The following is a 243-nucleotide window of genomic DNA, read 5'->3' as shown; positions in this document are numbered from 1 at the left end:
GACGGGACTCGAACCCGCGACCCACGGCGTGACAGGCCGGTATTCTAACCATCTGAACTACCACTCCACATGGTTTTCTTACGCTAATTAAAGTCTCATTAACTGTGATTTAATTAGTTTTTGCCTTCATCTTTTTCTAAAAGATAAAAACGATGTTAAAGCCTTGCGATGTCCTACTCTCACATGGGGAGACCCCACACTACCATCGGCGCTATTGCGTTTCACTTCTGAGTTCGGCATGGG

1 tRNA gene and 1 rRNA gene are annotated in these 243 nt (G+C 46.1%); both read right to left on the bottom strand.

Annotated elements, in window-relative coordinates:
• Positions 1-59, bottom strand: a tRNA-Asp gene (locus AACW90_RS23080).
• Positions 60-160: 101 nt separating this feature from the next.
• Positions 161-243 (bottom strand): 5S ribosomal RNA (rrf, locus tag AACW90_RS23160); the annotation flags it as partial.

The sequence above is a fragment of the Vibrio frigidus genome, from assembly GCF_042465995.1.
Lineage (GTDB): Bacteria > Pseudomonadota > Gammaproteobacteria > Enterobacterales > Vibrionaceae > Vibrio.
Note: the sequence above shows the minus strand (reverse complement) of the source record. Positions and strands in the feature narration are given on the sequence as shown.